Source organism: Kosakonia oryzendophytica (assembly GCF_027886705.1).
Classification (GTDB): domain Bacteria; phylum Pseudomonadota; class Gammaproteobacteria; order Enterobacterales; family Enterobacteriaceae; genus Kosakonia; species Kosakonia oryzendophytica.
In genome coordinates this window covers 955425-981636 of record NZ_CP115659.1, presented here as the reverse complement: position 1 = coordinate 981636, position 26212 = coordinate 955425, and the positions used below count along the sequence as shown (strand labels likewise).

The 26212-nt window shown below is 54.7% G+C and carries 15 protein-coding genes; 1 reads left to right on the top strand and 14 read right to left on the bottom strand.

Annotation, left to right across the window (positions count from 1 at the left end):
• Nucleotides 1–59: 59 nt before the first annotated feature.
• Together O9K67_RS04680 and amiC are read right to left on the bottom strand one after the other, a co-directional pair.
• Entirely contained in the window at nucleotides 60–4433 is a 4374-nt protein-coding gene (locus tag O9K67_RS04680; protein ID WP_061493338.1) for an NACHT domain-containing protein, read from the bottom strand.
• 92 nt (nucleotides 4434–4525) lie between these two features.
• On the bottom strand, nucleotides 4526–5779 hold the full coding sequence (gene amiC / locus O9K67_RS04675; RefSeq protein ID WP_071889867.1) for an N-acetylmuramoyl-L-alanine amidase AmiC: 1254 nt from the start codon (nucleotides 5777–5779) through the stop codon (nucleotides 4526–4528).
• A gap of 225 nt (nucleotides 5780–6004) precedes the next feature.
• Between amiC and argA the strand changes: the two genes are divergently transcribed.
• Complete coding sequence (gene argA, locus O9K67_RS04670) at nucleotides 6005–7336, top strand: amino-acid N-acetyltransferase (protein ID WP_061493336.1); 1332 nt, start codon at nucleotides 6005–6007, stop codon at nucleotides 7334–7336.
• A gap of 25 nt (nucleotides 7337–7361) precedes the next feature.
• Here argA and recD read toward each other — a convergent pair whose 3' ends face one another.
• From recD to rppH, 12 genes are all read right to left on the bottom strand, one after another.
• Nucleotides 7362–9194, bottom strand: coding sequence for an exodeoxyribonuclease V subunit alpha (gene recD / locus O9K67_RS04665; protein ID WP_061493335.1), 1833 nt, complete (start codon nucleotides 9192–9194; stop codon nucleotides 7362–7364).
• Nucleotides 9191–12739 (bottom strand): exodeoxyribonuclease V subunit beta, encoded by a 3549-nt coding sequence (recB, locus tag O9K67_RS04660; RefSeq protein WP_061493334.1) that lies wholly within the window; start codon nucleotides 12737–12739, stop codon nucleotides 9191–9193. Before recB ends, recD begins: the two co-directional genes overlap by 4 nt.
• Nucleotides 12732–15620, bottom strand: coding sequence for a pitrilysin (ptrA, locus tag O9K67_RS04655; RefSeq protein ID WP_061493333.1), 2889 nt, complete (start codon nucleotides 15618–15620; stop codon nucleotides 12732–12734). The genes recB and ptrA overlap by 8 nt, the downstream gene beginning before the upstream one ends.
• 154 nt (nucleotides 15621–15774) lie before the next feature.
• On the bottom strand, nucleotides 15775–19146 hold the full coding sequence (gene recC / locus O9K67_RS04650) for an exodeoxyribonuclease V subunit gamma (RefSeq protein ID WP_061493332.1): 3372 nt from the start codon (nucleotides 19144–19146) through the stop codon (nucleotides 15775–15777).
• Nucleotides 19147–19158: 12 nt separating this feature from the next.
• Complete coding sequence (locus O9K67_RS04645; RefSeq protein WP_061493331.1) at nucleotides 19159–19482, bottom strand: prepilin-type N-terminal cleavage/methylation domain-containing protein; 324 nt, start codon at nucleotides 19480–19482, stop codon at nucleotides 19159–19161.
• Complete coding sequence (locus O9K67_RS04640) at nucleotides 19467–19874, bottom strand: DUF2509 family protein (RefSeq protein ID WP_061493330.1); 408 nt, start codon at nucleotides 19872–19874, stop codon at nucleotides 19467–19469. Before O9K67_RS04640 ends, O9K67_RS04645 begins: the two co-directional genes overlap by 16 nt.
• Nucleotides 19871–20434, bottom strand: coding sequence for a prepilin peptidase-dependent protein (locus O9K67_RS04635; protein WP_061493329.1), 564 nt, complete (start codon nucleotides 20432–20434; stop codon nucleotides 19871–19873). The genes O9K67_RS04640 and O9K67_RS04635 overlap by 4 nt, the downstream gene beginning before the upstream one ends.
• Nucleotides 20428–20889, bottom strand: coding sequence for a prepilin peptidase-dependent protein (locus O9K67_RS04630; RefSeq protein WP_061493328.1), 462 nt, complete (start codon nucleotides 20887–20889; stop codon nucleotides 20428–20430). The genes O9K67_RS04635 and O9K67_RS04630 overlap by 7 nt, the downstream gene beginning before the upstream one ends.
• 184 nt (nucleotides 20890–21073) lie before the next feature.
• Complete coding sequence (gene thyA / locus O9K67_RS04625) at nucleotides 21074–21868, bottom strand: thymidylate synthase (RefSeq protein ID WP_061493327.1); 795 nt, start codon at nucleotides 21866–21868, stop codon at nucleotides 21074–21076.
• 6 nt (nucleotides 21869–21874) lie between these two features.
• Complete coding sequence (gene lgt / locus O9K67_RS04620; RefSeq protein ID WP_061493326.1) at nucleotides 21875–22747, bottom strand: prolipoprotein diacylglyceryl transferase; 873 nt, start codon at nucleotides 22745–22747, stop codon at nucleotides 21875–21877.
• Between the two features lie 232 nt (nucleotides 22748–22979).
• A complete protein-coding gene (gene ptsP / locus O9K67_RS04615; RefSeq protein WP_061493325.1) occupies nucleotides 22980–25226 on the bottom strand; it encodes a phosphoenolpyruvate--protein phosphotransferase in 2247 nt (748 codons plus the stop codon).
• A 12-nt stretch (nucleotides 25227–25238) separates the two neighbouring features.
• Complete coding sequence (rppH, locus tag O9K67_RS04610) at nucleotides 25239–25769, bottom strand: RNA pyrophosphohydrolase (protein ID WP_061493324.1); 531 nt, start codon at nucleotides 25767–25769, stop codon at nucleotides 25239–25241.
• Nucleotides 25770–26212: the final 443 nt, after the last annotated feature.

Genomic DNA, 26212 nt, shown 5'->3' with positions numbered 1-26212 from the left:
AAACGAAACATGGCACGCTGCGGTGCCATTTTGTTGTCGCGTTGCTCACCTTTCGTGCATCAGGACGTCTTATTTCCCTTTACTCTACCCCTCTTACGTGGCGACACTCGCTTTGCATCCTTTTCCGTCGCTAGTCTGGGACGCAAATCAACTCCCTTAACCTTGAGCTGCATTCCATAGCCCAGCTTTTCAACCAGACGCATTGCCTCATCATTCAACCATTCGATCAGCTGCGCGAAATCCATTTTCTTGCCGTCATCGGGTTTTTTCCAGTTTTTGTCGCTGGCAATGGTAATCATCAAACACCCTGCCCGACACTCCTCCGAAGCCATGTACTTATTGACGAGTTGATCCGACAAGGCGGCACGTAAGTCATTTGCGGAACGGGGCTTTTCACCAATTTTAAGTTCAATAACAGCCTGTGGCCCAGCAAGCGATCGCAAGCGAATGTCGGTCTCTTTCTCATCCGCAGTTGCTGATTCTTGATCGACGGTATAGCTATTTCTTGCACTATTACGCAATTCACGCGCAATTTCGCGTCGCATAACGCGCTCATCACGGATGCCAGCCCAGCTTTCACGTGGAGAAACATCTGATAGCAAAAGTTCATCCAGATCATCCAGACGATCGCATAGCAGAGCAAACATACTTTCACTGCTGGCTGGAGGGAGGTCGTGGCCGCCATAAATCCCGGCAATATCACCTTCGCTTAACACGTCGCTATCCGCTTCCTGGGCAGCCTTCTCCAGTGCGATAGCTAATGCTCTTGCGCTAAAATCAGCAAACAAAGGATCCTGACTCAACGCGATGCGGGCTGACCATGCAGATGACCCCGTGGTATTGAGTAAGGCAGACAGAATCACATCCCGACCACTTTGCGCGTAATCACGACGATCGGGTGTCCAGCTTCCTTCGTGCCAGGGATCATCTTCCCGGCGGATATGTGTATACGCGAGTCGGACCAGGCGCAGTAATAACTCCGGTGTGAACCCCGGCTGCGACAGATTCACCGGAGCATTGAGATGATGCGTGTCGAAGAGCTCGCCAAACCAATCAAGCGCAGCAGAATCTTTACTCACAGGGATCTTAGCCAGAATACGTTCCAGCTTTTCCACCCCGGTAGTCGGTTCCAACTGCAATAACGCAGCCACCCAGACGCTTTCAAACCTGACACCAGTGCGTCGAAGCCGTTTACGCGCCAGTAAACGGATTTGCTCGACCGCCTCTGGATCGCCGTGTTGGATCAATACGTCAAGAACGCGCTTTAAGCGTTGTTTTGCCCGCGTCGGGTCTTCTTTATTACCCGTACTGCTGGCATTCTGCTCAAGCCACTGGCGTAAACAAGGCACAAAAATCGCGGCGATTGCTGGCGTCGCATATTCGAGTCCGTGTAGAATGGGCGAGGGCGAAGGTAGCGTTAATTCGAACGTCAGTTGAGCCCCTAACGTACTGCTGACCGCCGTTGGATGGGCAATCACCAGCGCCTCAAGCCATGAGGGAAAGCTGCCATACCCAATCGGCACATAACGCGCGGCGTTTTCGGCTTCAGCAGGCGAAAGCTTTCGTGCCCAGTCGGGGTCTTCGGATTCAGCAAAAATGGCGGCGAACCCCAATTGCCACCGTCTGTAGACCACATTTCTGTCTTCGGGTTTAACCTCCATACCCAAACCGGGCCGTTCTCGTCGCCAAAACGGTATCAGCGCAGCCCGTACCCGATCGGCTGTCTCTTTACCAAAATGATTTTCCAGAAAAGCACGGTTCCACCCGGTTGCCCGTCCATGACTTTCAGTGCTTTCCATAACATGCCACAGTTTTTTTATTGTGGTATCGACGCAATCCTGGCTAAACGCCCGGTCCGGGTTATCGCTGATCTCATTCCACAGATCAATCCAGCTCGCCATCGCTTGTGCTTTGCGATCATTGCGTTGTTGCTCATCAAGGGCAGATTGTCGTTCAGACTCGGCAAATACAGGATCAAACACATGCCTTCGTTGTAACACCTTGTCGAGATCAGCAACAAGGGCTGGCGTATCGGCGACGCAGGACTTGAGGTGTTCCAGATATTCATGAAAAGAGAGTGCCGTTGGGCATAAAAAGCGGATTGCCACTTCCAGCAGCATCTCCCGATCTTCTAACGGGCGTTGCTTGTCTGTCAGGCAGGTGATAATCCACTCGCTATCCCGTTCAGGCTCTGGTGTGATTGCCCCCCCACTCGTCGCAGCCAGCATCCGTTGAAAAGCGTCTTCTTCTGGGTGAAAAACCTGACTTAAGGCATCACTGGCCCAGAAAAGGGATTCGCGCTCGCGACCGGAAAGCGTATCAATAGCCGCTCGCAGGTTTTGATAAGCGTCATTGCGATAGCGATATTCGTCCCGCAAGTAGAACGCCACCGCGACGGAACGAAAAATATGTTCTTTACGTTCACCGTTCTCAAGCAGCCGGGAGCAGACTTGTGCCAGTGCAGCAACCAGGTGCACACGCGGTACCACCTTACGCCGGGCTGTTTTGTCCCATAAAGCGCCATCAAGGATACATTCGGTCAAACGTTCACGTAGAGGCTCCAGTATTGACTCCGGAAAATCTTTTGCCGAAACAATGCCCGGCAGACGCCAACTGAGATCGCTAACGACATGTGCGCTTGACTCGGTTCGCATCAATAACGGAAGGAGTTGGTCCATATCCATATGACCGGGGAACAAACGGCAAATCATATGCTGGAGCATATGGCCATTCCAGATATCAGGCCGTGTCTCCAGCCTTAAGACGACAGGCTGCAAGGCGGGTGAATTAAGCGCAACCAGCGCATCGACTGCGTCATAACGCTCGTCTATGGCCGTTTCATCCGCCAGTGCGACTTCCCGGGGAATATGTTCGCACGCCGGGAGCGGCCCAGCTTCAATCAGCTTCAGTAAAAAGACCCGAATCTCTTTATTTTCAACGCCTCGTTGCCAAAGTTTATTAATCAGCTCACTCAAATCGGTAGAGACAAAACGGCGGGCGTTGATTTCAGGAACCTCAAGCCCACGCCATCCGCCACAACCGTAACGATCAACATAAGCTTGTAGCGCTTTTTGTCGCTGATGAGGATCGAGCTGTTGCGGATCGGCAGAATTCAGTAAGACTTCAGGCTCACGTCGAACCACTTCATCAAAAAAGCGAGGATCACAACCGGCCAACCATGCCGCAACAGGACGCATTGTAGGGCGTATAACTTCATTACCCTGCATCGTTCTCGTGAACAGCAACCGTTTTGCCGCTTTCACCGTTAGCCCTTTTTCAAGCAGGACGCGAATCTGTTCTGCCGCAAGGTATTCGATCACTGAACGATGATGAAAACGTACCCGCCCATAACTGGCGAAGCCAAATAATGGGCGCTCAAGCAATACCTGCCGCTCATCCTTTGTCCAGTCGGAGAGAAGAGTGTTCACATCCAGCGCTTGTTCTCCCGCATCTCCCAAATTTGATTCAGCGCTGTGACGGAGGGTCAACTTCCGGCTAAGCAGGGCTGCCAGTGCCAATTTGCGCGCGCCTTCCAGTGCCTTGTCGTCTGATAACGCAACGTGTTCAGAACGGTCTGGATTAGGCCGTAGTTTTATCGCAATGTCATGTGCAACCTGTTCCCGATGTGTCCGGATACGCCGGGACTCAGCCCAGCTGCTGCAAAGCTCAATTAAGTCCTGCGGGCGCCGTGCAAACTCCTCAGCGTTTCTCCGGTGAATATCCTCCATGAAACCCTCAACATCGACAACGCGCTGTCTGATGGCCATCTCGCGTATTTGAAGGTTATTCAAAGGCATTAAACCAACATGCAACCAGGTGGGTACCTCTTCCTTCTCCTCCCTGATTTGATGCGGGTCGATAGCAATGGCTGCAAAGGTGCTGGCGTTATATTCAGCCGCGCTTTTTGGCACCGGCAAATATTTTTCGATGAGTTGTTGTTCAATACGAATCGGACGCGTCGTGATGACTATTCTGGCCCGCGCAAGTTGCCCTTTCAACGCCCGGTTTAGCCGACGTAATGCCTGTTTGAAAGAACCAAGGGTAAGTTTTAACTCGTCAATCGCATCCAGAAAGAAAGTGGCGATAGCCGATTCTGAACTCAGCCAGGTCTCAAACTGTTGCTGCCCTTCATGATCAAACATCTCCAGCAGTTCTGTTTGTGCAAGAACAGCAAGCTCAAGAAAAAAGGCCGGCTCTCCTGACGCTTTTAACTCCTCTTGTTGCTGTTGGCATTCATAGGTTTTTCCTGCTCCGGCTTCGGCAATGATAAGAATACGCGGGGACTGAAGAAGCACTGGCCATGTCATCACACCAGGCATGCCAGGAGATAACAGTGCCGCGAGGCGATGGATATCCGTCGCATCCTCGGCGGAAAGTTTACGGAAAGTGCGTTGAATGGCTTGCTGGTTACCTTTTTTATTATCGCTACGCATAGTGGCGGGTTCCTGCTTAATCCTTTCGTTGCCGGGTCACTTATTGTTATAAACACGTTGTTATAAAAATGGCGCCTTAGGGCGCCTGTTTTTTATTGCCTTCTTGCCAGCGTCGCGCCATCCGCGAAATAGGCCTTTATCCCCGCCAGAATCGACTCTGCCACTTCCTGCTGGAACTTCGCGGTCTTGAGCTTACGCTCCTCTTCCACGTTACTGATAAACGCGGTTTCGACCAGAATCGACGGAATGTCCGGCGCTTTCAGCACTGCAAACCCTGCCTGTTCCACCTGGTTCTTATGCAGGTTATTGACCGTGCCAAGACGGTTAAGCACCGCTTTGCCAAACTTCAGACTGTCGTTAATGGTCAGTGACTGCACCATATCAAACATGGTGTGGTCCAGATAGCGATCGCCGCTCTTACTGACGCCGCCTATCAGGTCAGCCGCGTTTTGCGTATCGGCGAGGTACTTCGCGGCGGTACTGGTCGCCCCTTTGGTGGAGAGCGCAAACACCGATGAACCGCTGGGCTGTCGGCTACTGAATGCATCTGCATGTATCGAAACAAACAGATCCGCGCGCTGTTTCTGCGCTTTGGCAACACGCACCTTCAACGGAATAAACACATCCTCGTTGCGCGTCATGTAGGCCTTCATATTGCTTTCTTTTTCGATCAGCGCATGCAGACGACGAGCGATTTGCAGCACCACGTCTTTTTCGCGGGTGTGATATTTGCCCGTTGCGCCCGGATCTTCGCCACCGTGTCCTGGATCGAGCATGATCACAATCGGACGATCGCGTCCGGCTTTGCCCGGCTGCGGACCGCTTTCCGCTGGAGGGACCTGGTTATCAAGATCGCCTTTGTTGTACTCTTCCAGCAAGGCCAGCAGCGGATCCTGTACATCTTTCGCATTCGCCGGATAAAGGTCCATCACCAGGCGCTCTTTAAATCCGGCAACCGGAGCCAGCGCAAACAGCTGCGGAGTGATGTTTTGCTTCAATTCAAACACCATCCGCACTGTTTGTGGATCGAACTGACCAACGCGAGCCGATTTAATATAGGGATCGTCACTGCGAATTTGCGCGCCCATGCCTTTCAACACGGAATTAAGATGCACGCCTTCGAGATCCACCACCAGCCGGTCAGGATTACTCAGCGCAAACTGCTTATATTTAATGACCTGGTTAGACTCCACCGTCACGCGTGTGTAGGTCGAGGCGGGCCACACGCGAACCGCCACTACCTGGCTGACTGCGGCCAGACTGACCTGGCTCACGCTTAATAACCACATGGCCCCCGCCCCTTTTAATAATCTGCGGCGGCTCAGCGCTGATTGACTTCCCGACATGCTTCTCCCGAGCAATTAAACTGAAATAGTAATGAACGTCAGAATTGACCGAAAACTTTAACGAATGACGCATAAACTGTCATCTATTAAAGGGTAAACATATGTCTGGCTAATGGCTTTGTGGGCGTAGGTTTATTGTTTACTGAAAAATTTTGCACTTGCGCGCGGCACCAGAAAAGAATAAAAATACACAAATTACGAATAATCATGCAGTGAGGGTAGGCCGTGGTAAAGGAACGCAGAACCGAACTGGTACAGGGATTCCGCCATTCAGTTCCCTATATTAATGCTCATCGGGGAAAAACGTTTGTCATTATGCTTGGCGGTGAAGCGATTGAGCATGAAAACTTTTCCAGCATTGTCAATGACATCGGTCTGCTGCACAGCCTGGGTATCCGGTTGGTGGTGGTCTACGGCGCACGCCCGCAAATAGACGCGAATCTCGCCGAACACCATCATGAACCGATTTATCATAAAAATACCCGTGTTACCGACGCCAAAACGCTGGAACTGGTGAAACAGGCTGCCGGCCTGTTGCAACTGGATATCACTGCCCGCCTTTCTATGAGCCTCAACAACACGCCGTTGCAGGGGGCGCATATAAATGTGGTAAGCGGCAACTTTATCATCGCGCAGCCGCTGGGCGTGGATGACGGTGTGGATTACTGCCACAGCGGACGTATTCGCCGCATTGATGAAGAAGCGATCCACCGCCAGCTCGATAGTGGCGCGATTGTTCTGATGGGCCCGGTCGCCGTTTCGGTCACTGGAGAGAGCTTTAACCTCACGTCTGAAGAGATCGCCACTCAGCTTGCCATCAAACTGAAAGCGGAAAAAATGATCGGTTTTTGCTCCTCGCAGGGCGTGATGAACGACGAAGGCGAAATCGTCTCTGAATTGTTCCCAAACGAAGCCCAGGCACGCGTGGACGTGCTGGAAGAGCGTGGAGATTACTACTCCGGCACCGTGCGTTTCCTGCGCGGCGCGGTAAAAGCCTGCCGTAGTGGTGTGCGTCGTAGCCACTTAATCAGCTATCAGGAAGACGGCGCCTTGTTGCAGGAGCTCTTCTCGCGCGACGGTATTGGTACGCAGATCGTGATGGAGAGTGCCGAGCAAATCCGTCGTGCAACCATTAACGACATTGGCGGTATTCTCGAGCTGATCCGTCCGCTGGAGCAACAGGGCATCCTGGTGCGCCGCTCCCGCGAACAGCTGGAAATGGAGATCGACAAGTTCACCATTATTGAGCGCGATAACCTGACCATCGCCTGCGCGGCACTTTATCCGTTCCCGGAAGAGAAGATTGGCGAAATGGCCTGTGTGGCGGTGCATCCGGACTACCGCAGTTCTTCACGCGGCGAGATGCTACTGGAGCGCGTGGCGGCACAGGCGAAACAAATGGGACTGGCGAAACTGTTTGTCCTGACTACCCGCAGCATTCACTGGTTCCAGGAGCGCGGGTTTACGCCGGTGGATATCGACTCCCTGCCGGAAAGTAAAAAACAGATGTACAACTATCAGCGTCGCTCAAAAGTGCTGATGGCCGATCTCACCTGAACCTCGCCCCCGCGTCATGCGGGGGTTACATCATCCGACGAAATAACGCCTCCAGGCCGCTGCGCCTCTCCGTACGGGAGGTGATGGCCTGCATCAACACACGCTCGTCCGCATACAGCGATAAGCGCTTGCGCGCGCGGGTAATCGCGGTATAGACCAGCTCACGCGTCACTACCGGTATGATCTGCTGCGGCAGGATCAGCGCGGCGTGATCGAACTCCGATCCCTGCGACTTATGCACGGTCATCGCCCACGCAGTGTCGTGCTCCGGTAAACGCCCTGGCTGCACCGATTTAATGGTGCCATCCGGCAGCGGAAACCAGACGCGGATCCCCTGCCCCTGCTCAAGCGCAATGCCGATGTCACCGTTAAACAGCCCCAGCGATGAGTCATTACGTGCGATCATTACCGGTCGCCCGTGATACCAACGGGAGTGCGGCAATCGCGTAATCTGCCGCTGGCGTAATAACGCTTGCTCAAGTCGCTCATTCAAGCCGCTTACGCCGAATGGCCCTTCCCGCAATGCGCACAGCAACTGGTATTCGCCAAACGCTGCGATCACCTCTGCAGGCGCCGCATTGCTGTGTACCAGCGAGAGATAACGGGCATAACCGGCAAGGGCATCATCCAGCATCTGCTGATACTCTTCCGTCGACTGTAACGGCTTACGCTCAATATCGCTAAACCCCTGCCCGAACACGTCCCGGGTGGCGGATTTATCCCCCCGGTTTACCGCAGCAGCAAGCTGACCAATGCCGGAATCACTGCCGAAGCGATAGCTTTTTTGCAGCAGACACAAACTGTCACGCAGTGCGCTGGCCGCGCTCCCGTCTCCCGCCGGTACCGCACAGCCGGTCAGGCGCGTCAATTGTGCTGCGCGTTCCGCCGTGTAACCAGCATTAACCCAGGCGCAGATATCCCCCAGCACAGCGCCGGCCTCCACCGACGCCAGTTGATCGCGATCGCCAAGGAAAATCACCCGGGCATGCGGCGGTAGCGCCTCAATCAACCGCGACATCATCGGCAAATCGATCATAGAGGCTTCGTCAACGACCAGCACATCCAGATGCAGCGGGTTACCCGCATGATGGCGCATGCGCTGGCTCCCCGGCTGAGCGCCCAATAATCGGTGCAGTGTGCTGGCCTCATCGGGCAGCATCGCTTTTTGTTGCTCATTCAACGACAGCTGACGCAGCGCATTACCCAGCGACTCGGTTAATCGTGCGGCGGCTTTACCGGTTGGCGCCGCGAGGCGGATACGACACTTGTCGCCATCAACCATCTGCACCAGCGCAGCAAGCAGTTTCGCCACGGTGGTGGTTTTGCCGGTCCCGGGCCCTCCGGAAATCACCGAAATCCGCCGGGTTAACGCAACGGCGGCGGCCACTTTCTGCCAGTTGACGTCATCGGTAGCCGGAAATAGTGATGTAAGGGCCTGCGTCAGGCGCACCTCGTCAACCGCCAGGGGCGTGTTCTCTTGCGCAAAGAATGCAGCGACCTGCCGTTCGTTGCACCACATTCGGTTCAGGTAGAGACGCCCGTCGGAGAGGATCAATGGCGTGGGGGCATATCCCTCACTCACAGCGGGAGAGGCCAGTAGAGTTGCCTGCCAGTCATCCGGTTGCCCGGCGCATTCAAACAATTGCGCTAATAGCGTCGAGGGGTGAGCGAACGCCTCAGGCGTAAGACGCGCCAGCGGCATGCAGACATGCCCTTCCCCCGCTTCATGGCTGAGCAGTGCAGCCGCCAGCATGACGGCTGGCTCATCTTCGGTGGTCACAGTAAGGGCGAACTGAACGTCCAACGGACGCAGCAACTTCTGCTGCGCCGCTTCACGTAATAAGGTCGTCATGCTCATGGCGTCATCTCCTGCTCCAGCCCGGCAAATAACGCATCCATTTGCGCAATCAGCGCGCCATCAGGACGGGTAGCAAAAATGCCCTGCTGCGGGTTTTGGGCTTCCACACCGCGTAAAAAGAGATAAATCACGCCGCCGAAATGGCGTTCATAGTCATACCCTGGAATGCGATGGCGCAAATAACGGTGCAGTGCGAGCGTATAGAGCTGGTATTGCAAATCGTAACGATGCGACTGCATCGCCGCCGCCATCGCCTCTTGCGTGTAGGCCTCCGCGCTCTCACCCAGCCAGTTAGATTTATAATCCAGCAGGTAGTAGCGCCCGTTATGGCGAAACACCAGGTCGATAAAGCCTTTCAGCATGCCGCGAACATCGCGAAAATCAAGCGGCGGGCAGCCTGCCGATAGCGGGTCGTAGCGGCGTATCAATGCATCCAGTGCAGGCGCGGTTAATGTCTCGCTGATGGGGAGATAAAACTCCATCTCCACCTGTTTATCTTTGCCGCTCAACTGGCGCAGACACACGCCGGACTGTGCCAACGGCGCGCGCAATACCGTCTCCAGCCAGTCGCTGAATACCGGTTGCCAGTGCTCTTCATAGCCGCCCGTAAGCAATTTTTCCGTTACCCACGGCGCAGAAACCGGTTGGGTAAAATCCATCTCTTCAAACAGACTGTGCAAAAACGTTCCCGGCGAAGCGCCACGAGGAAACTGGTGCGGTGTTAACATCGGCTCTGCTTGTGGCTCCCGCTCTCCGGCTGCATCCATATCCAGACGCGGCAGTAAATCCAGAGCGATGCCGTGAGCACGCTGCTGTAACCCGGAGTAGCTGGTAACGCGCCAGTCATCGGCAATACGCCGCTGCATGTCACGTGCACTCAATGCGGGTGGTCGCACCTGCGGCATCTGCCAGGGCTCACCGTCCGGCGTTTGCGGCACACAGACGGCAATATCGTCATTGCACAGTTGCTGCAATGCGCTTTGCAGCGCGGTGGCATCCAGCGCCTCGCCTTTTTGCAGTAACCGGCCAAGTGCGCTTAAGTGGAAATCCGACGCCCCGGCTTTCTCGCCACGCCGACGGAACAGCGGCGCAATGCCAAGGCTGCAATGCCATATGGAACGCGTCAGTGCGACATACAGTAACCGCAGATCTTCCGCCAGCCGTTCTTCCTCTGCCAGCGCAACGCTGTCATCAGCATGGCTAAGGTCAAGCACAGCCTGAAAAGCGTCGCGATCGTGATAAAACCCCTGATCCTGCACACGGAAATTCGCAATAAATGGCAGCCATACCAGGGAATATTCCAGGCCTTTCGATTTATGGATCGTGACAATTTGCACCAGATGTTTATCGCTCTCCAGACGGAGTTGCTCGCTGGCGGCGTTGGTGTTTGGCTCGGCTATGCGTTGCGTTAACCAGCGCGTAAGCGCGTGCTCACTCTCCAGTTGCGTCCCCGCTTCCTGTAGCAGTTCACTCATGTGCAAAATGTCGGTCAAACGGCGCTCGCCGCCTGGCGTCGCCAGCAAGTTTTCCGCGACATGGCGTGCGCTCATCAGGGTGCGTAGCATCGGCATGACACCCCGTTTTTGCCACAGCTCCCGATAGCGGGAAAACTCTTCCACTACCGCATCCCACGCCAGCTCATCGAGATTCAGCGCTTCAATGTCCTGCGCCGTCAGTCCCAGCATCGATGTTGCCAGCGCGCTGCGGAGCGTACTTTCACGCTCCGGCGCCAACACCGCCTGCAACAGCCACAACAGCTCCTGTGCTTCAGGTGTTTCAAACACGCTGTCGCGGTTGGAAAGGTAAACAGAAGGAATATTCAGCAGCGTTAGCGCATCGCGGATCAATGACGCTTCGTGGCGGCTGCGCACCAGCACTGTAATATCCGAGGCTTTGACCGGACGGGCTTTTTCCCCTTGCTGCAACAGCGCCTCACCCTGCTGTCCGGCGCTTAACCAGTCACGGATCTGCGTTGCGCACAGTTGCGCCATAAAGCTTTGGTAATCCCCAACGCCGACGCCGTCACCCTCCATCAGCCACAGCTTCATCGCGGGCTGCGTTTCGCCCCGAAGCGTAAAACGCAGAGACGCATTTTTAGCGGCGGATTTGACCGGCAAAAAGGGGATCTGCCGGAACATAAAAGCATCATCCATCTGGCTGAACAGCCGGTTAACGCTGGCTACCATCCCCGGCGCCGAGCGCCAGTTAGTATCCAGCGTATAGCGGGCGCTCACTTCGTCCCGCGCTTTCATATAGGTGAAAATATCCGCCCCGCGAAATGCGTAAATCGCCTGTTTCGGATCGCCAATCAGCAGCAAACCACACGCTGGTTGCCCCAGCCAGATACGGCTGAAAATACGATACTGTTGCGGGTCGGTATCCTGGAATTCATCAATCATCGCCACCGGGAAGCGGTTGCGAATAGCGGCGGCCAGCGCTTCGCCGTTCGGGCTTTGCAGCGCGCTATCCAACCGACTCAGCATATCGTCAAAACCCAACTCGCCGCGACGGCGCTTCTCTTTGGCTACCGTTTCACGAATTTCACGCATAGCGGAGATCAGCACCAAATCGTTAAGCGTCAGAGGCTGTGCCAGGAGATCGTCGATGGCGACAAACAGAGCATGCTCCGGCACCACGCCACCGGCTTTGGTACGCTGGGCCAGAAACGACTGGGCAAACTTTTCCAGAGCGTCCGGTAGCAGATAACTTGTTGTCTCTTCCTGCGCCCAGGCGGTGATCTTCTCTGTCCATTTCGCCTGGTTGCCACGGTTGAACTTACGCCTGTCGATGCCGGAGTTTTCGATCAGCGGATCCAGCTCATCCAACGCAGCATTCCACTGGCGCTTTACGGCTTCGATTTGCGCAATGATTTTCTGATGGCGAGAAGCCAGCGTTTCATCTGCAGCTGGCAGAACTTTGATTTGCGGTGCTTCGCCTTGCAGATAACGATCAATCGACTTCAGCAGGTCCTGAGGGCCTTGCCACACCGCGTGGATTGCCTGGGCAATGTCGCGCGGCAACGGGTAGCAATGGCGTCGCCAAAAATCCGCACAGGCCTGATAGCGCAACAGTGACTCGTCTTCCACCAGTTGCTGCTCGAACAACATGCCGGATTCAAAAGCATTCAAGCTCAGCATCCGCTGGCAAAAACCATGGATAGTGAAGACAGCCGCTTCGTCCATCTGGCGTTCAGCCAGTAGCAGCCATTGCGCCGCCTGCTGTTTATCGTCGATCTCATCCAGCAAACGGGCATACAGAGGGTTGTCGGTGGATTCCCGCAGGCAGGCAATGCGCAGCTCGTGAATATTGCTGCGAATGCGGCCACGCAGCTCTTCTGTGGCCGCTTCGGTGAATGTCACCACCAGCAGTTCTTCAACGCTAAGCGGACGCGGGAAGGCGGCACTGCCGCCCAGCCCTAATAACAGCCGCAGGTAAAGCGCGGCAATGGTGAAGGTTTTACCGGTTCCCGCCGAGGCTTCAATCAGGCGCTCGCCAGTAAGCGGCAAGCGCAGGGGATCAAGGGGCTCAGCGGTGGCTTCATTCATCTTTCTCGACCATCATGGGTAAGGATTGCTGCAACGCGCTGACGCTGTCCCAGACCTTCCAGCCCCGCGGTCGGGCGTATTCGGCTTTCCCGCTCTGGCTACCGGAGATCTGCGACAAAATCGCCATACCTTGCGGCTCAACCACCGCCTGATGGAAGAAGTCGGCAAGTTTTTGCGGCGTCAGCTGTTTTATCTGGGCCACTACTTTATCACGTGAATCGAAACGCATATTACCGCGATCGAAATCTTTGCTCAGTTTGGAAGCCTCTTCACCTAACGTCTGCGGCGCTTGTTCAATTTGCGCAATCACACCCTGCTGAATTTGCGCGAACTCTTCCGGCTTCATGGCGCGCAGCCGCGTTTCCGCCGTCGGGAAGAATGCCTTATAGCGATCCCAGAGATACGCAGGCTGTTTACCGTTGCTTTGCAGCAGGAAACCCATTCCCCACTGGCGGCCAACACTCATCGGGAAGGCGAAAACCGCATAACCCAGTTGTTCTTCAGTACGAAGTTGGTTATAGAACCACGGCTGGACAATCTGCCCCAGCATCGTGCTATATGCAGAACTGCTGTATTCATCGAAACCGGGAGGAACAAATACAGCCGCGAGTGCGGAGTCAGTGCTGTTACCCGCTTTTTCAAAGCTTACATTCTGCTGTTTATCCACCAGCACGTCTTTATTACGACACCATTCCGTGCCTTTTGCGCCGAGCTGTTTCTGCACGTTATGAGCCAGATCTTTCGCCTGCTGCGCGCCGAGATTACCGATGACCAGGAACTCAGGACGTGCGTTGGTTTTCAACGTTTCGCGGTAGTTGAGAATGTCCTGCAGGGTAATGGAAGGCAGCAGGTCACGACGGGTTTCACGCTGAAAATAGGGCACCTGTGAGAGCATCTGGACCGGCATAATCGCCAGATCGAAGGCTTTGCCCTTCTCTGCCGAATCCATCATCTGCGTGTACCAGGATTTCGCCTGTGCCAGTTGTTCTTCCGTCGGCGTATAGCTGAAATACCCCGTTAACAGCGCCTGGAAGAGCTGAGGTAAACGTTGCGTGTAGCCATTGGCATTCAGCATCAACCCGTTGTTAGCATTGGTGGAGAAACTAATACCGCCGACCGACGCCTGATTACTGAGCTGATCGAGAGCCAGCCCGGCCAGGTAGTCATTGAGTGCAAACAGCACCTGATTTTTCGCGCTATCCATGGCTTGCGGGTTGCGCAGCACGACGCTGACATCAGCCTTCGGCTCGCTGGCGAAATAATGGCTTGGCATATACACCACGCGTAACGTGGGCTCATCGACAATCAGTTCCGGATGCGCATACTGCTTCTCAGGTTTGATCAACGAGAAGTCATCGGGAATATAGGGATTCAGCTCCGGAAATTTCAACGCTATCGCACTGGCACGTTGTTGCCAGTCAGCGAAGGTTTGCGGGGTGATTTTATTCACCTGATAGGGCGCCTCAACGAAATAGGCGGTCTTATCGTGGGGTTCGTCCGGGCTGATGTACCAGATGCGGGCGTTTTGCGGCGTCATTTCATCAAGGCGCGCCTGCACCGCTTTCGCATCGAACTGGTCAGCAATATTCACCGAATCAAGGGTGTGCGCGACCGGGACACGGATCATGGTGTCCGCCAGCCACTCAACATAATCCATATCGCGGGTAATGGACGGGTAGCGAAAATCAAGATCCAGAATATGGGACAGCTCGTCGAAATAGCGCTTATCCACGCCTTTATCACGCAGCAGTTGTAAGTAACTGAAGATCGCCGCCACCACCTGATCGCGGTTTGCCTGCCCTTTGTCAGTGAGTGTGGCGGAAATGGCCAGCACGCCACTGTTACCGTTGACCACCGGGTCAGAATCACCGCGAATGCTTTCCACCAGCCCCTGGCTCTGCAACCAGTCAGAGAGCGTCCCTGGACTGCGGTTGCCGATAAGATACGTGATCAGTTCATCCGTTTTGCTGCGAAACGCAGCGGTGTTGTTATCAATACGGAACTCGACGCGCACAACTTTGCGCGGCACCGCCGGGACATAATGGATGATGATCCCTTTTTGCGCATCGGTCACCACCGGCGTGGTAATCTCCGGCTTACTGATATTTTTATTCGGCACGCGACCGTAGGTTTCTACGGCGATCTTCGCCAGATCCGCCAGCGGACGATTACTGTAGACCACGGCCTTCATCAGATTGGCGGAGTAGTATTTATCGCGAAACGCCAGCAGCGCATCATGTACGGGGCTGCCGGGTTTGTCACTGAGGGTTTCAAGGTTGCCGCCAGAGAAGCGGGCTCCCGGGTGAGCCGGGTTGATGGTTTCTGCGCTCACCTGCGCCATCCGCATCCCGTCGCGGGTACGCGCCATCGTCAGTTCGGCATTCACGGCATTACGCTCGCGCTCCGCGTATTTTTTGTCCAGCATCGGTTCGGCAATGGCATCCGCCAGACGGTCAACGGCACCTTCCAGCGCATTATTTTCCACTTCCAGGTAGTACGCCGTGCGATAAGGAGCCGTACTGGCGTTATGACTGCCGCCGTGCAATTTGAGGAATTCGGCGAGACTGTCCGGCTGCGGGTATTTTTTCGACCCCATCAGCGTCATATGCTCAAGATAGTGAGCAAGACCAGGATGGGTATCGGGATCTTCCAGCGAACCCACCGGCACGACCAGCGCAGAGAGCGACTTCACCGCCTGAGGATCGGACACCAGCAACACGACCATACCGTTATCAAGGCGAATGGCCTGATACTCTCGGGTATCTTTGTCGCTCTTACGGATAGTTTCCTGAACAGGTTGCCAACCATTATCTGCCTGACTGAATGGCGCCCAGAGGGCAAAAAACAGTACGAAAGCTTTTAACCAGGTGCTGCAGGGCATTCACGAACCTCATCATTAACGATCCCGGAGATACCAGGAGCTGCGGATATCGCCGGGTAAAACATGTGCTGACTGTGCCAGCACTCTTGTTATATCAGTCCGTGATCGTCGCGCATAATAATAGAAGCCTTCATGTTGCGCAATTTTTATACAATCAACCAGACTGATTATGCCGATAAAGCGGTAACAGGAAACGCTGCGCCTGTTCAGTGATTTCTGCATAATATTCAGGTTCAAGGGTGCGCCACAGACGCTGATACCAGAGATCATCGCCTTCGCCGCGAACCATCATATTGCCTTCGTACGCCTGCAGAAATTTGCCCTGCGCTTTTTGTAACGTTTCGTCATCCATTACCATGGCATCATTTGCCGCGTCATAACAGACTTTTATCCATGCACCGCCGCTTTCCGGCAGCAGTAATAACGGTTTTGCCATGCCTTCCCGGTATCCGTCAATCATCAGGGCCAGATAATGCATTGCATGGTCAGGCTCCAGGGGCGGGAAGCGCCACTCGCCATCTTTGCGCACAAACAGTCGGCTCTCGCCGGTTCCCCCGCTGGCACAGTAGACAAGATGCTCCAGCCAAAGTTGCACCCCTTGAGAAACGCTCAATAGCGAGGGCCGCCAGCGTAGCAGGCCATCTGCCTGTACGCGCGGCAACCAGCCGGTTAAATGTACACCGGCACAATGTAAGTCGATTTCGAGGCTATCGGCAGGCTGGCGCAACTCGCTGACACGGCTGGCCAGTGCCTGCATCTCCTGGCATTGCGTCTCCCAGAAGATCTCGCCAAAGGCGCCATAAGGCAGTGCACCCGCTGCCCGGTAACGCCGGAACAATTTTTCCGCATCCTGCTGTTCAACCAGCGCGTTAAGCAGTTCATTATTCAGTTGATAACGGCTTAGCCCATCCAGCACAAAAGGTTCCGCATCCGGAATTTCACTCTCTTCCGGGCGGAAGTTAACCTGTAACCGCATCTGGAAAAAAGCGCGTACCGGGTGCGCCCAGAAACGCTGAAGCTGGTCAAAGGCCAGCGTCTGCAGCGGTAGTGGTGCCAGCGGCTGAATAAAAGCAGGATGTGTTTCGCCCTGCTGGTTTGCGGCCGGCAACCAGTCGCGTGCATAGCTCTGCCACTCATCAGCAACATAATTCGCGGGGTCGAACGGCATACGGGTATGCAGATGAGTGATATGCGCCTTCACCCGCGCTTCACTCTCATCGCAGTTCGCGGCCTCATCACCGGGCAGATAGTGACTTTGACCGATGTAGTCCACCAGTTCCTGCACCAGCACCGAAGGGAAACGTTCTTTGTTATCCTGAATGGCACGACCGATATAGCTGATATAGAGCTGCTGTTGTGCGGAAATCAGCGCTTCAAGGAACAGATAGCGGTCATCATCACGACGACTACGATCGCCACGCTGGGGTTTCTGACTCATTAAATCAAACCCCAGCGGCGGCAGCGTTCGCGGATAAACGCCATCGTTCATCCCCAGTAAGCAGACCACCTTAAAAGGGATCGAACGCATCGGCATCAGAGTGCAGATATTAACTGGTCCTGCAAGAAAACGCTGACTGATACGCTCCTGATCCAGGCGCTGCGCCAGTTCATCACGCAACAAAGAAAGGGGGATTGCTTCACCGTAGTTTGCTCCCACGCCCTTGGCGATGATCTCCTGCCACTGCTGTTCGATCAGCGCAAGCGCCGCTTCGGTGTCCGGATCCGGCAAGAAAAAATCGTTCAGCATTTCACGGCAAACCGGCAACCACTCCTCCAGCGGGCGTTCCTGCGCAAGCCCACGGCGCCAGATATTCAGTTGCATCAGCAGTGACGCCAGGTGACCCACCAGTTCTGCGATCAGCCCGCTGGATTCATCGTAAGGCAGAACAGACTGCCACTCGCCTTGACGACTCTCCATGGCGTAACCCAGAAGCATACGCGTGAGACCAAACTGCCAGGTGTGCTGACCGGTTGGCGGCAACGCCAGTTCGCGCACATTATCGTCATCCATCCCCCAGCGAATGCCCGACTCGTTTACCCACAGGCGCAAATAGCGCAGCCCCTCTTCGTTGATGTTGAAACGTGCAGCCAGTACCGGCACATCCAACAACGCCAGCACATCTTCTGACACGAAACGGCTGTCTGGCAACGACAGCAGGCTAATAAACGCCTGCAACGCCGGGTGCGCCTGGCGGGCGCGACGGTCGGAAATGGCATAAGGCACATAGCGTTCACCGCTGGCGCTGCCAAACACCGACTGAATATAAGGACTGTAGCTATCAATATCCGCCACCATCACCACGATATCGCGCGGGGTCAGATCGGGATCGGCGTCCAGCATCGCCAGTAAACGATCGTGCAAGATCTCAACTTCCCGCTGTGGGCTGTGACAGACATGTACCGTAACGCTACGATCGCCCGGTTGTAGCCTGCGTTTTTTATCGCTGCGGGAAAACTCTTCTGCGGTCACCCCGGCTACAGCGGCGTTTTTTAATTCAAGAATGTCGTATTTAATATTTTGTAGCAGTGTACCAGGCGTTATATCGACAAACGCATCCAGTTCCTCGTAGCGTTCCATTCCCGCCAACAAAAAGATATTGTCACGACCCAGTTTGCCCCATGAGCCAAGCAGCGGGTTACTGACATCCTGTTCTCCCTCGTCGTTGAATAAACTGCCGGCAGTTTGCGAATCCCGAAACAGCGGAAACTGCCGGGCTTCCCGGTGATGTCGACGCTGGCGGGTGATAAGTTTCGCCAAAAATGCGGGATCTTTGATGTCGCCCCAGTAGTAGCGACAAGGGTTAGTGAATAGCAGGTGAACATCGATATGCTTACCCAATGCCTGTAATGCTTGCAGGTAAACCGGCGGCAGAGCGGAAATCCCACAAATAAAAACCCGGGAGGGAAGTCCTGCGGGACGCGCCTGGGCTGATTCGAGTTTATCGATAAAACGTTGATACAGATTAGCGCGATGCCAGTGTGGCTGACCGAGAGCGGCAGTGTGCTCCACCAACGCACGCCATAACGGTGCTTGCCAGCGTTGCGCCTCATCCAGACCATCTACGCTCTGCCCCGCCTCCCAGCGAGTTAGCCACTCCGGGCGGTAAACAAGGTATTGGTCATAGAGATCCGCCACACGGGAAGAGAGCTGAAAGAGCTTTCGCTTATCATCATCGTCACTCAGGTAATGATGCAGCATCGCGAACTCTTCGCGCTGCAACATGCCTGGCAGCAGCGACATCAGTTTCCAGCTCATACTTTGTTTGTTAAACGCACTCTCTTTCGGAATATCGTCCAGCACACTGACGAACATGTCCCAGATAAAGCTCGCCGGAAGAGGAAACGTGATATTGGCGGCAATGCCAAATTTCTGCGCCAGCGTCATTTGCAGCCATTGCGCCATACCGGTGCTCTGCACCAGGACGACCTCAGGCTCAAAGGGATCGTCAAGCGGATCGCGCTCAACAATAAACTCCATCAATGCTTCCAGCACATCCAGACGATTGGAGTGATAAACCCTTAACATAAACGCTCCTGACTACTGACTAAGTGGGCAAAATAACCGTGTCATTTGTCCCTGCCTGCCCCCTGGCGAGATGACGGTAACCTGGATGCTGACACATCCCTCTGCCGTTGTCTGCAGTCGCTGGACCCGCCAACCAGGAGGCAACGGCGGCGGTGTTGGTTGCGCCTGCTGCCACGCGCAACGCCATAGCTGCCGCCACTGACTGGCGCTGGCAAAGCCCGACGCCAGAGCACGATGATAACCGCCAAGGGCAGTGACCACCATCACCATTAATACCATGGACAGCAGCACTTCCGTCAGGCTAAAGCCTGCCTGCTTATTTACGGGAGCTGGCATTGCGCAGACTCCTTTAACGGGCAAAAATCACTCCAGCCATGTGGCGAAAAAATCACGCGTTGCTGGCTCACCTGCCCGCGTCGCCACAATTGCACCTCGTCATACGCCGCAATCAATAATGCTGTCTCATCAGCAAAAATACGCAAACAAGCTCGCCATTGCCGCTCAACCTGCCCGAAACACTGCAACGCAGGCGTCGTTGTCCAGGGTTGAACCCGCGCCCATTCCATTGCCGAATGGCTCTGTGCAAGGCGGCGCAACATTTTGCTTTCATGGTTGACCTGCCAGATATGACTGGTTAACTGTTGGTTCAGGCCATTTAGCATCAGGCTGCCCAGCAACAGTAATAACAGGACCAGCGCCAACGATGACATCCCGCGTTGACGGTTCATAAGTTGTACCCCATCACGTCGAGAGCGGCGACCATCTCTCGCCCGTGTTGTCCGGACACACGCGCCGCCAGCGTCACTGTGATGATGGGAGCAAAACCCGCTGTACGACGTAGCGCAACGTTAAATCGCTGTACCGTCATCTGAGCCGGATCGGTGGTCTTTTCCCAACCGCGTCCTGTACAAGTGGTTGCGCCACGTAGCGTTTCCAGTGCACCTTTTTGCAGACGAAACCCGGTCTGCTCCGATTCGCTATGCCCTGACGGCTCCCAGCGTCCATTACTGTTCGCATCCCATTGCACAATCACACACTCCCCGGCATTGCGAATCAACAGTGGTTCACCGCTACAATGCCCGTTGCAATATCCTGCGCGTTGCAGATGTTTCGCCACAGTCCACGTACGCAGCCACAGTTCATTCTCAGCCGTTTGCATGCGGTAGTGCTGTAGCACGCCCGTTTGCAACGCCGGTAAAAAACGCGCCGAAGCGAGCAGTAGCACGCTGCTTATCGCCATCGCCAGCAATGTCTCCAGCAAAGAAAATCCTCGTGTCCGGCTTAACATAGTGACTCCACGGCTTGTTGGCACATTCTGATCCTTCCCCAGGCGGATATCACAATTCGCCACTCCCCGGCGTGACTGCGCAGGTGAATATGCCCCGGCCACGCGCTATTGCGCAGACCATAAAAACCCAATGAAGGCGTGACCTCCACTAAGGCTACTTCCGGCCAGTCAGGGGTCAACACAAAAGATCCTGCGGCCTCGCAGGTCTGTACGGGTGTGTTTGCCAGACACCAGCGTCCCCCTTCATGCACGCCATAAACGCGCTGCGAGCGGTTTAGTCCGTTCGCATCATCGCGTAAGCGTTCCAGAAAATGACGCGCCTGCAATGCGGTTTGCCACAATCGTTGCTGTGCCTGCCAGCGCTGCCAGCCGGAGAGCCCCGTTCCGCAGAGGATAACGATCAGCCCTATCGCCACAAGGGTTTCCATCAGGGTAAAGCCATGTTCACGTTTCATGGCGAAAGTCTGCGATGCACGAGACCAGGTTGCGAGCAAGGAAAATGGCTTTTACGAGGTGCTACGAAGGAAAGATTCGTTGTTGCAAGGCGTTGCAAATTAGCCGGAAGCGACACCGAAAATGCAGTTTTTGGGCAAAAAAAACCGGCGCATCACCGCACCGGTTGTGTCATGTTGAATACGATCAGATAGCGACCGGCGCTTTGATCCCGGGATGGGGATCGTAGCCTTCAATCTCGAAATCGTCGAAGCGGTAATCGAACAGCGATGCGGGCTTACGTTTGATAACCAGTTTCGGCAAAGCGCGAGGTTCACGGCTCAGTTGCAGCCGGGTCTGTTCCAGATGGTTACTGTACAAGTGGGTATCGCCACCGGTCCAGACAAAATCCCCCGGCTCCAGGTCGCACTGCTGAGCCATCATATGCACCAGCAGCGCATAGCTGGCGATATTGAACGGCAGGCCGAGGAAAATGTCGCAGGAGCGCTGATAGAGCTGACAGGAGAGCTTGCCATCTGCCACATAGAACTGGAAGAAAGCGTGGCATGGGGCCAGCGCCATTTTATCCAGTTCGCCGACGTTCCACGCGGAAACGATAATGCGGCGCGAGTCCGGGTCGTTTTTCAGTTGATTGAGGACAGTGGTGATCTGGTCAATATGGCGACCATCTGGCGTTGGCCATGCGCGCCACTGTTTGCCATATACCGGGCCAAGATTGCCCTGCTCATCAGCCCACTCGTCCCAGATGGAGACATTGTTTTCATGTAAATAGGCAATATTGGTATCACCCTGCAGAAACCACAGCAGCTCATGAATAATTGAACGCAAATGGCAGCGCTTGGTGGTCACCAGCGGGAAGCCATCCTGCAGGTTAAAGCGCATCTGATGGCCAAAAATAGACAACGTGCCTGTCCCGGTGCGGTCGTTTTTCGGAGTGCCTTCATTCAGCACCTTTTGCATCAATTCTAAATACTGTTTCATGGTTCCTCAGGAAACTTGTTGCTGCGGACGACGGTAAGCCCAAATCATCATAATGAGGCCCGCGACGATCATCGGAATGGACAGGATCTGCCCCATGCTGATGTATTGTACCCATGCACCGGTAAATTGCGCATCCGGCTGGCGGAAGAACTCAACGATAATACGGAACGCACCATAGCCAATCAGGAACAGGCCGGAGACTGAGCCGGTCGGGCGAGGTTTACGGATAAACAGGTTGAGGATAATAAACAGCACGATGCCTTCCAGCGCCAGTTCGTACAACTGCGACATATGGCGCGGCAACATACCGTAGGTATCAAAGATGGATTGCCATTCGGGATGTGACGGCAGCAGCGCCATGTCTTCCGCGCGCGAACCGGGGAATAGCATGGTGAAAGGGAAACTCGGATCAACGCGGCCCCATAGCTCACCATTAATAAAGTTGCCTAAGCGACCCGCGCCCAGACCGAAGGGGATCAGCGGCGCAATAAAGTCAGAGACCTGGAAGAACGTACGCCCGGAACGTTTGGCAAAAATAATCATCACCACGATCACGCCAATCAAACCACCGTGGAAGGACATGCCCCCATCCCATACGCGGAAAAGGTAAAGCGGATCGTTAAGGAACAGCGGGAAATTGTAGAACAGAACATAGCCGAGACGGCCACCGAGGAATACGCCAAGAAAACCCGCGTAGAGCAGGTTCTCAACTTCGTTTTTCGTCCAGCCACTGCCCGGACGGTTTGCCCTGCGCGTAGCCAGCCACATAGCAAAAACGAAGCCCACCAGATACATCAAGCCGTACCAGTGGAGGGAAACCGGCCCAATGGAAAAAATCACCGGATCAAAGTCCGGAAAATGCAGATAGCCACTGTTCATGTGTCACCACAACTTGTTGTTATTCCGCCCGAAAAGCCCAGCGGTTCACACGCGAGACCGCAACCGGCGGCCGCTCCAAAGCTGCGAATCATAACATAAGGCGAAGGCGCGGGTGGCGGTGAAGTGTAAAAGATATGTATAAGGCCTGCCAGCAGAGCACTGCCTGGCAGCGCCTCCACCGCCGCATAACGCTAACGCTTATTCGGGCCACACCTAATTAACAATCAGGTGATTAAATACCGCCGCGAATCAACCCGCCCAGGCCGCGTCGCTCCATAAAGGCCGCAATCTGATGGCGGACTTCTGTCGCCAGTTGCGCCTCCAGAGCGCGCCTTGCCAACGTCTGTGCCTCTTCACAATCGATGCGGCGCAGCAGGTATTTGATACGCGCCACAGAGCGCCCGTTCATCGACAAATGGCGATACCCCAAGCCAATCAGCACCGCAACACACATGGGATCGCCAGCCATTTCACCGCACAAGCGGATATCAATACCTAAACGTTCAGCCTCATCTGCCACCATCGCCAGCGCACGCAGCACCGCCGGGTGCAGGCTGTCGTACATATTTGCCACGCGGGTATTGTTGCGATCGACAGCCAGAATGTACTGCGTCAGATCGTTCGTCCCCACCGAGATAAAATCGACGCGGGTCGCCAGGTGAGACAACATAAATACCATCGACGGGACTTCAAGCATCACGCCAATACGCGGTTTGGGAATGGCGTAGCCGATCATCTCTTCCACTTCGCGCCCCGCGCGCTCAATCAACCGCCTTGCTTCATCCACTTCGTCAATACTGGTAACCATTGGTAGCAGAATACTGAGGTTGCCGGTTGCCGCATTGGCACGCAACATCGCCCGCACCTGCACCAGGAAAATTTCCGGTTGGTCGAGCGTAATACGGATGCCGCGCCAGCCCAGACACGGGTTCTCTTCGCTGATCGGCATGTAAGGAAGTTGTTTGTCGGCACCAATATCCAGTGTACGCAACGTAACGGGCTTATCGTTGAACATCTGCAACATGCCCTGGTATTGCGCCACCTGCTCCTCTTCCGAAGGAAAACCGCTTTGCAGCATAAACGGTATTTCGGTGCGATACAGCCCGATACCGTCGATGCGGCTACCGAGCTTCTCTTCATGCTCCGGGCTTAACCCCGCATTGAGCATCACTTTTACCCGCTCGCCGCTTTTTAGCTGGGCGGCAAGGTTCACATCATCTTCGGCCAGACGGCTTAATTCGTTCTCTTCCGTGATAAGCCGCTGATATTCCTGCAACAGTACCGGTTCAGGATCCACCAGCAATTCACCACGGTAGCCATCCACCACCAGCGTGCGACGTTGCAGCAACGAAGGCTGAATATCGGCCCCCATGACCGTCGGAATGCCCAGCGCGCGCACCATGATCGCCGCATGCGAGTTGGCAGCGCCATCGCGCACTACCACCCCGACAAGCCGGTCGTGCGGCAACTCAGCAAGCGTCGTAGCGGACAGTTCATCCGCCACAAGAATGAAGCGTTCCGGCCAGCTATTCGGCCCGGAAATTGAATCATCAAGATGGAACAGCAGTCGCTGCCCCAGGGTGCGTAAATCTCCCGAGCGCTCTTTCAGGTAGCCGTCGGTAAGTGCAGCAAACTGCTCAGCGAAACGTTCAATCACCGTTTTCACCGCCCACTCCGCGACCACGCCCCGGTCGACTTCCTCAAACAGTTCGCGGCGCAGACGCGCATCGGAAAGCAAGTGCGAGTAGAGGTCGAAAATCGCCGCCGTTTCTTTCTGCGCACCAGCGGAGAAACGTTTGCTATAACGACGGAACTCGTTAGCGGCTTCTTCAAGCGCAGCAGTCAGCCTTTCCCTTTCGAGGGTAGTGTCCAGCGTTGAGGCCTGATAGACCTGCTCCATCAGCGGCAACGTTTCATCTACCCACCCTTCGGCGATTGCCACACCAGGAGAGGCAGGGAGCGCACGAATGCGCGTCTGGCGATATTGACCAAACAACGCGTTTAATTGGGACTGGGAGAGAATTGCCGCCACCTGCGTGGCGAGCGTCACCAGAAAGGACTCTTCACTTTCATCGTACTGGCGCAGCTCACGCTGCTGAACCACCAGTACACCAAGCAACTGACGGCGCTGAATAATAGGTACACCAAGAAAGGCGCGAAAACGCTCCTCTTTCACCGCGGGAATATATTTAAAGCTGGGGTGCTTCTGCGCATCGGCAAGGTTGATAGGTTCCGCCAGCCTGCCGACCAGACCGACAATCCCTTGATCAAATGCGAGTGTGACAGTACGACCACGCGGTTTTTTCAAACCGCGCGTCGCCATCAGGTAAAAGCAACGTCTGTCGTGATCTGCGAGATAGACCGAGCACACCTCGGTTTCCATCGCCAGGCAAACGTCGGTAACCAGTATTTCCAGCGCTTCGTTAAGGCGCGGCGCGCTGGCGACTTTCTCAACTATTTCTCGCAGTCGGGTGAGCATGATGTGGGTGGCTTAACCTCGTTTACGTCGCCATGCAGGCGCATTCTGCGGCTTAGGAGGCGTTTCCTGAAGCAGCATGACCGCGCTTGCGAATTCTTTCATCACCCGCCGGTAGACGTCGCGTTTAAACGACACTACCTGACGAACAGGATACCAATAGCTTACCCAGCGCCAGCCATCAAATTCAGGCGTACTACTGGCTTGCATATTGATGTCGGCATCGTTACCGACCAATTGCAGAAGAAACCACTTTTGTTTCTGGCCGATACATACCGGCTTTGTGTCCCAACGCACCAAACGTTTCGGCAACTTGTAACGCAACCAGTTACGGGTAGAAGCAAGGATACGAACATCTTTACGACTTAAGCCCACTTCCTCGAACAGTTCCCGGTACATTGCCTGTTCCGGGGATTCTCCAGGGTTGATCCCCCCCTGGGGGAATTGCCATGAATGTTGTCCAAAGCGCCTGGCCCACATCACCTGGCCCTGGCGGTTACAGATTACGATTCCAACATTTGGGCGGTAGCCATCGTCATCAATCACCGGACTACCTCAAAATAAATCTGAATGAAGCGATTGTTTCACACTCGTGCATAACGGTAAACCACTCTATTACAGGGACACGGACGGATAACAATTGAATAACTCACAGTTATCGTCAGAGTTATAAACAGCGCTCGCCTCCGCCAACGGGTTTTATTCACCTTTTCTGTGGATAGAGTTGTGAAGAAGTGTGGAATTACCCAGGGAAAACCCGGAACAGTCTGAATAACTCGTGATGGACCTGTAAAAATAAAATACAGTAATTCATTGAGTTACAGTGTTTATCAACCTTTTCCTCGGACGTAGTGTGATGATCATCACTCTTCGGATCCTGTCGCTGATGAAAGATCGAACAGAGCCGTTTTTATCCACAGATTATGCCAATAAGTTAGGCACATTTTGTGCAGAAATTCGATTTTCGTCGCACGTCAAGGCTGTAAATT